We start from the raw sequence: 566 nt of genomic DNA on the forward strand, positions 1-566 counted from the left end.
CTCCAGAGACTCCAGAGACTCCAGAGACTCCAGAGACTCCAGAGACTCCAGAGACTCCAGAACCAGCAATAGAGCAACCAGCCCCCCCAATACCTGAAGCTATTCCAAATGAATTTGGGGTTCCGGAAGATGATGATTGGCTGATTGAAGATGATGTGTCCGAGTCAATATCTGATGATCTCATGGCTGATACACTTGCTGCTGAAGAGCCAGAGCTTGAAGCACCTGTCGCTGAGTCAGAAGAATCATTGGAACTGGATGACCTAGAACTTCCAGAATACAGCGAAGACGATGCACTAGCGGATGTTGCACAAGAGCCAGAACTTGAAGCACCTGTTGCTGAGACAGAAGAGTCATTGGAACTGGATGACCTAGAACTTCCAGAAGATAGCGAAGACGATGCACTAGCGGATGTTGCACAAGAGCCTGAACTTGAAGCACCTGTCGCTGAGTCTGAAGAATCATTGGAACTGGATGACTTAGAACTTCCAGAATACAGCGAAGACGATGCACTGGCGGATGTTGCACAAGAGCCAGAGCTTGAAGCGCCTGTCGCTGAGTCAGAA

General features: G+C 49.1%; 1 pseudogene. It reads left to right on the top strand.

Features of this window, described 5'->3' with window-relative positions:
* Positions 1-566: pseudogene (locus OH455_RS23215) on the top strand (FimV/HubP family polar landmark protein); the annotation flags it as partial.

The sequence above is a fragment of the Vibrio sp. T11.5 genome (genome assembly GCF_027587155.1).
In the GTDB taxonomy this organism is placed as follows: domain Bacteria; phylum Pseudomonadota; class Gammaproteobacteria; order Enterobacterales; family Vibrionaceae; genus Vibrio; species Vibrio neptunius.